The sequence below is a fragment of the Natronomonas sp. genome, from assembly GCF_046710025.1.
In the GTDB taxonomy this organism is placed as follows: domain Archaea; phylum Halobacteriota; class Halobacteria; order Halobacteriales; family Haloarculaceae; genus Natronomonas.
Genome location: NZ_JBKEGK010000123.1, coordinates 1 through 7,711, shown reverse-complemented (window position 1 = coordinate 7,711; position 7,711 = coordinate 1). Strand labels below are relative to the sequence as shown.

Annotated in this window: 11 protein-coding genes, 1 other RNA gene and 1 pseudogene; 9 read left to right on the top strand and 4 right to left on the bottom strand. The window is 65.9% G+C overall.

Annotated features, from left to right (window positions below; all coding sequences use genetic code 11):
* Nucleotides 1-227: pseudogene (locus ACI944_RS09305) on the bottom strand (MBL fold metallo-hydrolase); the annotation flags it as partial.
* Between the two features lie 74 nt (nt 228-301).
* Here ACI944_RS09305 and ACI944_RS09300 point away from each other — a divergent pair.
* On the top strand, nt 302-937 hold the full coding sequence (locus tag ACI944_RS09300; RefSeq protein ID WP_411718769.1) for a hypothetical protein: 636 nt from the start codon (nt 302-304) through the stop codon (nt 935-937).
* A 6-nt stretch (nt 938-943) separates the two neighbouring features.
* On the opposite strand, the gene ACI944_RS09295 is transcribed toward ACI944_RS09300, so the two are convergent.
* Nucleotides 944-1,726 (bottom strand): Sjogren's syndrome/scleroderma autoantigen 1 family protein, encoded by a 783-nt coding sequence (locus ACI944_RS09295; protein ID WP_411718768.1) that lies wholly within the window; start codon nt 1,724-1,726, stop codon nt 944-946.
* A 94-nt stretch (nt 1,727-1,820) separates the two neighbouring features.
* Here ACI944_RS09295 and ACI944_RS09290 point away from each other — a divergent pair, with 94 nt between their 5' ends.
* The gene (locus ACI944_RS09290; RefSeq protein WP_411718767.1) at nt 1,821-2,300 is read left to right on the top strand and encodes an RNA-binding protein; all 480 of its coding nucleotides are present in this window, start codon (nt 1,821-1,823) and stop codon (nt 2,298-2,300) included.
* 65 nt (nt 2,301-2,365) lie between these two features.
* Nucleotides 2,366-2,719, top strand: coding sequence for a cell division protein SepF (gene sepF / locus ACI944_RS09285; protein ID WP_411718766.1), 354 nt, complete (start codon nt 2,366-2,368; stop codon nt 2,717-2,719).
* Between the two features lie 15 nt (nt 2,720-2,734).
* Here the strand turns inward: sepF and ACI944_RS09280 are convergent, their stop codons facing one another.
* The gene (locus tag ACI944_RS09280; RefSeq protein WP_411718765.1) at nt 2,735-3,388 is read right to left on the bottom strand and encodes an AIM24 family protein; all 654 of its coding nucleotides are present in this window, start codon (nt 3,386-3,388) and stop codon (nt 2,735-2,737) included.
* A 388-nt stretch (nt 3,389-3,776) separates the two neighbouring features.
* On the opposite strand from ACI944_RS09280, the gene ACI944_RS09275 reads away from it, so the two are divergent.
* The 6 genes from ACI944_RS09275 to ffs all read left to right on the top strand — a co-directional run bounded on the left by ACI944_RS09275 (nt 3,777) and on the right by ffs (nt 6,722).
* Nucleotides 3,777-4,256, top strand: a complete 480-nt coding sequence (locus ACI944_RS09275) for a pyruvoyl-dependent arginine decarboxylase (protein WP_411718764.1) — start codon at nt 3,777-3,779, stop codon at nt 4,254-4,256.
* A 95-nt stretch (nt 4,257-4,351) separates the two neighbouring features.
* Entirely contained in the window at nt 4,352-4,690 is a 339-nt protein-coding gene (locus ACI944_RS09270) for a DUF5811 family protein (protein WP_411718763.1), read from the top strand.
* Between the two features lie 103 nt (nt 4,691-4,793).
* Nucleotides 4,794-5,075: a ribonuclease P protein component 4 gene (locus tag ACI944_RS09265; RefSeq protein WP_411718762.1), complete on the top strand. Its 282-nt coding sequence runs from the start codon at nt 4,794-4,796 to the stop codon at nt 5,073-5,075.
* A 70-nt stretch (nt 5,076-5,145) separates the two neighbouring features.
* The gene (locus ACI944_RS09260) at nt 5,146-5,391 is read left to right on the top strand and encodes a YhbY family RNA-binding protein (RefSeq protein ID WP_411718761.1); all 246 of its coding nucleotides are present in this window, start codon (nt 5,146-5,148) and stop codon (nt 5,389-5,391) included.
* On the top strand, nt 5,388-6,290 hold the full coding sequence (locus tag ACI944_RS09255) for a mechanosensitive ion channel family protein (protein WP_411718760.1): 903 nt from the start codon (nt 5,388-5,390) through the stop codon (nt 6,288-6,290). Before ACI944_RS09260 ends, ACI944_RS09255 begins: the two co-directional genes overlap by 4 nt.
* Nucleotides 6,291-6,409: 119 nt before the next feature.
* Nucleotides 6,410-6,722, top strand: an RNA gene (ffs, locus tag ACI944_RS09250) — signal recognition particle sRNA.
* Between the two features lie 104 nt (nt 6,723-6,826).
* On the opposite strand, the gene ACI944_RS09245 is transcribed toward ffs, so the two are convergent.
* Nucleotides 6,827-7,624, bottom strand: a complete 798-nt coding sequence (locus ACI944_RS09245) for an alpha/beta fold hydrolase (protein WP_411718759.1) — start codon at nt 7,622-7,624, stop codon at nt 6,827-6,829.
* Nucleotides 7,625-7,711 lie beyond the last annotated feature (87 nt).

The following is a 7,711-nucleotide window of genomic DNA, read 5'->3' as shown; positions in this document are numbered from 1 at the left end:
ACGACCACGTACGACTCCTCGGGGTCGACGAGCGACCCGACGTCGCCGGTCACGCCCGCGCTCACGAACCGCATGTACGGGACGTGCGTCGACTCGACGTTCGGCCCCTCGATCCGCCAGGCGTCGACCTCGTCGCGGTTCCGGACGTCCAGGAGTGCGACTCGCTCGCCGGCCTCGATCGCCGCCGCCAGCGAGGCCGGCGAGACGGACTTCGACGGTTCGGACATGCGAGGCAGTATGCGTTCCGTCGATATGAACGGTCCGCCGACAGAACTGTGTGGCACCGCCGTCAACACAGCACATGGACGCGACCGCGTTCCTCGAATCCGTCCGGGCGTCGAACGCGACCGAACTCGACCGCCTCGGCTCCGAGAAGGCGCTCGTCGCCGAGACGGCCGCGCGACTGGACGCCGATCACGTACTGGACGCGGCCGCCGCCGCGGAGGCCCGCGCCGTCGAGACGCTCGACTCGTGGGCCGACGACGAGCCGACCGACCGCGCGGCAGCGGCGTTCCGGACCGCCGCGGAGCGCGAGCGCGAGCACTACAGCCGGATCGCCGAGCTCGGCGGGAGCGCAGAGGACCCGCCCGCCGACGCGCTCCACGAGCACCTCCGCGGCCTCGAGGGGACGCTCCCCCGCGTCGCGGCCGGCCTCGTCGCCCGCCCGCTCGTCGCCTCGCGGACGCTCCTGCAGGTGATCAACTTCTTCGTCAACGAGGGCGACACCGCCGCGGCCGAGGCCTTCCGCGAGCTCCGGGCCGAAACCGACGCGGCGGCCGAGCGCGGGGCAACGCTTCTGGTCGACCTCGAGGGGTGGGATTCGGATTCGGATTCGGATCCGGCGACGGCGGCCGCGAGCGAGGCCATCGGGGTCGCCTACGACGAGTACGCCGACACCCTCGAGGGGATGGGCGTCGATCCGAAGCCCGTCTGTTGAGCCGTCTCAGAGACGGCGGACGGCCTCCAGCGTCTCGGCGGCCTCGCGGGCGGCCGCCAGGAGGTCGCGCTTCCGGCCGACGTCGCGCGTCTCCTCGGCCCGCTGGGTGAGCGAGGCGACCTCCTCGACGAGCGTCCGTTCGGCGTCCCGGAGCGTCCCGCGTTCCGATCGCGTCTTCTCGGCCCGCTGTCGCGTTCGGCTTCGCTCCCCCTCTCCGGCGTCGGCGTCCGACCCCGAACGGCCGGCGGGCGGCTCCGCGTCGCTCGTCGCTGGCGGGTCGACGCGGGCCGGGCGACGGTCCCGCGAGGGAGTCGGCGGGGCGCTCCCGGTCGCCTCGGCGCGCTCCCCGCCGGCCTTTCGGTCGCCCTCGGCGGCCGGTTCCGGGGTCCGGTTCGTCGCGGTTTCGGACTGCGGGTCGGGTCGACTGTCCGCCTCGGCCTCCGCCTTCGAGTCGGTCGCGGCATCGCCACCCTCGCGGTCGGCCGCGGACCCGGCGTCGGGGTCGGTCGACTCGCCCGCGTTCGCCTCGGCGTCCGTGGCCGTCGTCTCCGGTTCCTCGTCGCCGAGCAGTTCGCCGTCCTCGGTGATCTCCCGCTCGCAGGTAGGGCAGAACGACCGGCCGTCGTAGCGGAACACCGGTGACTGGCACTCCGGACAGTGGCGGTTCGTCATCGTTGCCCCCTGGAGGAGGAGTTCGCTCATTCGCTCGGAGGCTTCCCGTTTCTGTTTGTCCCGCTCGTACTTTTCGCGGAGTTTCTCGCGTTCGGCCTCTCGATCAAAATCGCTCATACGCGTTCGAACGCCTTGTCGCCGCAAAAGGACTACGTTCGAATCCACGCTGCGGACCAGCGGTTTTTAATCGGTGAAGCGACCAACGGAACGTATGCAGGTGAAATCCCGCCACCACCTCCGGTCCGACGAGATCGACGACCTGGAGGCCGCTCTCGCCGACCAACTCGGGATCGATCTTAACGGCGACAGCTACGAGCGCGTCGAGTTTGCCGATGTCGACCGAGAGGTCGTTCTCGTCGACGGTGACCCGCTCGTCGCCTCCTTCGACGGCGACCTGTTCGTGACCGTCCGGGGTGCTAACGCCCACCCACCCGAGGGCCACGTCGTCACCGTCGACTCGGGGGCAATCTCGTTCGTCTCCGACGGCGCGAACGTGATGCGCCCCGGCATCACCGAGGCGACCGACGACATCGCTCCCGGCGACCTCGTCGTCATCGTCGAGGAGGCCCACGGCAAGGCACTGGCGGTCGGCCGCGCCGAAACCGACGGACCGGACATGGTCGGTGACTCGGGCCGCGTCGTCAAGTCGCTACATCACGTCGGCGACGAGCTCTATGAGTTCCATGTGTAGAGTCCCCCCCGAAAGGGGCTGAGTCGGACGTAAGACCTATGCCACCGGCAACCGCTGTCGACAATATGGGACTTATGAGCAAGCTCCTCGGCGGTGGCTCGGCCAGCACCGAGGACTACGTCGAACTCGATGTCGACGACTTCGACGCCAACGCCTCCGCGGCGCAGGTACAGATTCGCTTCGCCGAGATTAGCGAGAAAAACGACGTCATCGATATCAAGGACGCCGTCTACGACGGCGATATCGTCGTCGCCGATATTATCCGGCACACGACAAGCGACCGGACGATGGAGCACATCACGGACGAACTGAAACAGGTCGCCCGCGAGGTCGGCGGCGACATCGTACAAAAGGAAGACGACCAACTCATAATCACGCCCGGTGGCGTCAGCGTCTCGCGATCGAAGATCGGACGGTAGCCCGCCCTCTGTTCGTCACAACTCTTCGTAGGGCTGGACGACAACGAATCCCTCGCGTCCCTCGAAATCCATCTGGAAGCGCTCGCCGGACTCCTGGCCGATCATGTCCGAGAGGTTGTTGTTGACTTCGATGTTGGGTGACGTCCGGTTCCAGGCGACGGTGGCACTCGGGTCGGTCGAGACTGGGGGCTCGATGACGAGTGGGTCGCCGTGGGTCGTGAGGGCGACGTGCCCCGGCCCCTGGAGGTAGACGTTCGTGAACCCGCCCGCGAACGCGCCGGCAAGGCTGTCGATTCTGTCGATTTCGTAGGCCACCTGTGACTCGAAGGCGAGGATGTCTTCGCCGTTGACGGTGAGGGCGTCGTCTGCGCCGAGGTGGATGATCTGGACTTTCTTTTCGTGATCGGCGAGGTACAGGTGGCCAGCCCCCTCGACGTTCATGATCGGCGTCCCTTCGCCGGTCGCGGCTTCCTTGAGAAAGCCGGTGATACCGCCTTCGGGCGTGGCCTGGCCGGTGAACGAGAGATCGCCGGTGTAGGCGATCATCGCACCGGCCTTCGCCATCGCCGATCCGTCGACAGCGACATCGAGCGTGTAGGTGTTCTCTAGTTCGAACGTCTCGTCGGTTTCCGTCGGTGCGTGCTGGGTCTTGAACTGATCGATATCCATGATAGTACGAGCCAATCAGGGACGGCTCGGCCGAACATTTGCTCCGACGGGAAATGAACCGCGCGATGGGTAAAAATCCGCTTCGAGTCACTGCCCCGAACGGAAGGTACAGAACCCCACGGCCCGACATGGTCACCGTGACAGGAAAGTCGCCCGGGGACGACGGCGACGAGGACGGCGAGGAAGAGGAGATAAACAGGGCGCTTGATCGGATCGTCGACTTCCTCGCGACGTATCTTCCCTGAGCAGTCACACCGAAATCGCGCGGCGGTGAGACCCGGCGTTCGGTTGTCCTGCTTGGGAGAGGACCGCTCCCGGAACCCACGCACCGCGATCGCGGCGGCTTCGATCCCGGCCCTTTTGTTCGTTGACCGCGGATTCTTGAGCGATGGGTATCATCCGAATCGTCCGCGGAACCGCGAGCGGAGCGACGGCGATGGCGGCCTACGATGCCGCGCTCGCGGCCGCGAACATCCACAACTACAACCTCGTCTCGGTCTCCTCGGTGATCCCGGCGAATGCGACCGTTGAGGTCGTCGAGGAAGCTCCGGATCTCGGGCCCGCGGGCGAGCGCCTGACCGTCGTTGAGGGGCGGGCGACCGTCGCCCCCGGCCGATCCGACCCGGCCGTCGCGAGCCTCGGGTGGGATAGGGCCCCTGGCGGGCCGGGCATCTTCTATGAGGCCTCCGGGACCGATCCCGAGGCGGTCCCCGAGCGGGTCGATCAGGGGCTCGCAGCTGGCCGGACCCTCCGTGAGTGGGACTTCGGCGAGACCGGCCGGGTGTCGGCCGTCGCCGAACCGGACCCGGAGCGGTACGCGACGGCTGTGGTTCTCGCCGTGTACGGCGAGAGCACGCCGCTCCTGTAGCGACGATGGCTCCCGATTGGGTGGTGCTGGACGATACCGCTGCCCACACCGGTCGACGGGTTTTTATCCGCGTGCCCTGTATTCTGAGCCGTTCAATGCACGGAAACACGCCATACGCAGGCGCGCCGGCCGCCGACGCGAAGGCGACCCCGGAGCACCGCCGAACCCTCCGTCAGGACCTCGTCAGAGTCGCCTCTTCGACCCGAGAGTTGCTCTCCGACGAGTTCGTCGTCGGCGGGGAAATCGCCGACGGCGACAGCGGGCTGCAGGCGACCGTCGCGGTCCAGCCACCCGCCGGATCGGTCGTCTCGGCCGGGATCGACGTGGACGCCGAGGGCGACGCGGACGTCAAATCACTCGCCTGGGAACTCGCTGCGGGGGCCGTCCTCGAGGCCAAACACGCCGCCCGCGACACCGACGTCGCCGCGAGCTGACCCCCCGACTGGCCGCCGTTTTCGTACTGCCGTGTGTGTGTTGCTCCCCGTCGCCAGCGACGGTTACGGAACGGTTTTGTGTCCGTCGAAAAAAGCCGATAGCGTGAGCGTCGTCGAGGAACGCATCGAACGGCTGGCTGATCTGGCCCGAGAAGCCGCCCGCTCGGGCGAGTCAGATCTCGCCCGGCGGTACGTCCAGCGGGCCCGCCGACTCGCCGAACGAAACCGCACCGACCTGCCGCGACGACTCAAACGCTTCAGCTGCGATCGCTGCGATGCGTATCTCGTCCCCGGCCGAACCGCGCGCGTCCGGACCCGAAGCGGCCACGTCGTCGTAACCTGTGACTGTGGGGAACACGCCCGCTACCCGTACGGGTCGGGCTGACGACCCCGGAGAGCAATACCCGACTCGCATGTGTGTCAGGTTTTTATAACCGGCCGTCGAACGGGGGGGCATGTCGAACGAGAACGCTGTTGATATTCACGACCTCGATGTGACCGTCTGGGTCGGAAAGTCGGGGATCGACCCGGTCGTTGATGAACTGGCGGATCAGTTGGCTGACAGGGAGGCGGTGAAGGTGAAGTTCCTTCGGGCCGCCCGCGGCGGAACAACGACGGAGTCACTCGCCGCGGCGTTGTCCGACCGGACGGGGGCCGAAATCCTCGACGTTCGCGGGCACACCGCGGTGTTCCGTCGATGATCCTGCTACAAAACGGCGCCAGCGGCTGGCTCGGAAACACACTCGAGTCGCTCGGGCTGCCGCCCGGAATCGCCGGATCGGCCGGCGACGTCATCGTCGGCGGCGCGCTGTTTCTCCTCGCGTTTGTCGTCGCCTACCTCGTCGGCAAGCGGGCCGTGTTACCGCTTCTTAACCGCGTCCTCAACGCCCGCAATCTCGATCGCCACGCCAAGACCCCGATCCAGAAGGTGGTGTGGCTCCTCTATTTGTTCGTCGCGATCACAATCGCCTTCGGAGTCGCGGGCTACGACGACTTCCTCCGGTCGCTTGCGACAATCGCCGCGGCCGCGACCCTCGCGATCGGCTTTGCGATGCAGGACGTCCTCAAGAACTTCGTCTCCGGGGTGTTCATCTTTACCGAGAAGCCATTCAAGATCGGCGACTGGATCGAGTGGGACGGCAATTCGGGCGTCGTCGAGGACATCAGCCTCCGGATCACCCGGCTTCGGACCTTCGACAACGAGCTTCTGACAGTGCCGAACTCCCAACTCACCGATAGCGTCGTCAAGAACCCCGTCGACGCCGACACACTCCGTCTCAAGTTCGTCTTCGGCATCGGCTACGACGACGACGTCGAGGCCGCCACGGACATCATTATCGAGGAGGCCCGCGCCCACGACGGCATCATGAACGACCCCGAGCCGTCGGTCCGGTTGACGGAACTCGGCAACTCCTCGGTCGGTCTTCAATCGAGAATCTGGATCGAAAACCCCTCTCGGGCCGACTTCGTGAAGACCCGCGGCGAGTACGTGAGGCGCGTGAAGACCCGCTTCGACGAGGCGGGGATCGACTTCCCCTATCCCCACCGGACGATCACCGGCGGCATCGAGGTCGCGGACGGCCCCGTCGCCGGCGAGTAAGCGGCGGCCGCGGGACGTGCCCCTCTATTCTCGTTCGCTTTCGTTCGGTTCGCTCTCCGACCGCCCGACAGCGGGCGATTTCGAGACGAAAGACCCTTATGCGGTAACTGTCTACCGTCAAGTGGACTAGGTCGGGCGGTTAGGCCCCGCTCACAACCCGCGCTATGGTCTTTAGCGGGGACCGAATCCGGGGCACGTCCGGGCCAACCGGTGCGGGCCCCGCAAGCTAACGTCGAAGCCTCGTCCTGCGAGGGCAGCGGTCCGCGTGCCGGCGTCTGCAGGGACGTTCGGGCGCGGTTAACCGCGGGGAATCCGCCAGGCACGGAAGTGAGCAGCGGGCCCGCGGACAGCTGTCGCCCGCAGGGTTGCGGGGTGGAGGAGGCACGCGGGACTCCCCGTATCGAGCGGCCCGGGCACACCTCGGGTCCACCCATTCTTCGCGTTTTTTACCGTGAGCCGGCGGAGCGGTCAGCATCTGCGTACGGGGGACCGAGAGCCACACGGTCGGCTCCTCCTTCGATTTTTCACACGGGCGTTCAACAGGAATCGACGAACGACGAGAGAGTTTTGTTGAATCGTTCGGGTTCCTCGAGGAACGGGCAGTGGCTGCTGTCGACAAACCGCGCTATTTCGGCATCCGGCGTGTGCTCGGCGACGTATTCGACACCGGCCGTCTCGAGCAACGTCTCGTCCTCGCCGAGACAGACGAGCGTCGGCACGTCGACGCGCTTGAGGGCGTCGCGATAGTCGCGGACGGATTGATCGAATAAGATCGAGCTCTTGATCGCCGGCGGTACCCGGGAGATCTCGTCGAACAGGAGCCGTTCGACCTCCGTGGACGGCTTCTCTGCGAGCATCTGGTCGATGAACGTTTCGGCAAGTCCGTGCGGATCCGTCTGTGCCAGTTCCATCAGCCCCCGAAGTTCCTCAAAGCCGAAGACACCGTGCTCGTAGCCCTCCGTTTCGAGGTCAAGCGGCTGTTGCTCGACGCTGACGAACCCGCTGAGTCGATCCGTCCCGAACTGGTTGACGTACTCCCACGTGACAAGCGATCCCATTGACCAACCGACGATGACGACGTCATCAAGATCTCTCGCGTCCAGAAATGCCTCTAGATCGCGGGCGTACGTTGGGAGCGTGTGTCCGGTTTCCGACTTTTTGGAGCGACCGTGTCCTCGAAAATCGAGCGTGACGATCTCATAGGACTCCGAGAGGGGCTGTTGTTCGATGAAGAACCGACTCCCCATGAAGACGCCGTGGAGAAAGACGATCGGCCGTCCGTCGCCCGAGTGCTCGTAGTACAGTTCCGTTCCGTTGAGGGTCTCCATCGGCATACGAATAGGTTACCGCTCGGCAGGGTAGTTCTTTTGTCGGTCCATGCGAAGCCTGTCTAAAAAACATAAGTATTGCCAAAAGATTTC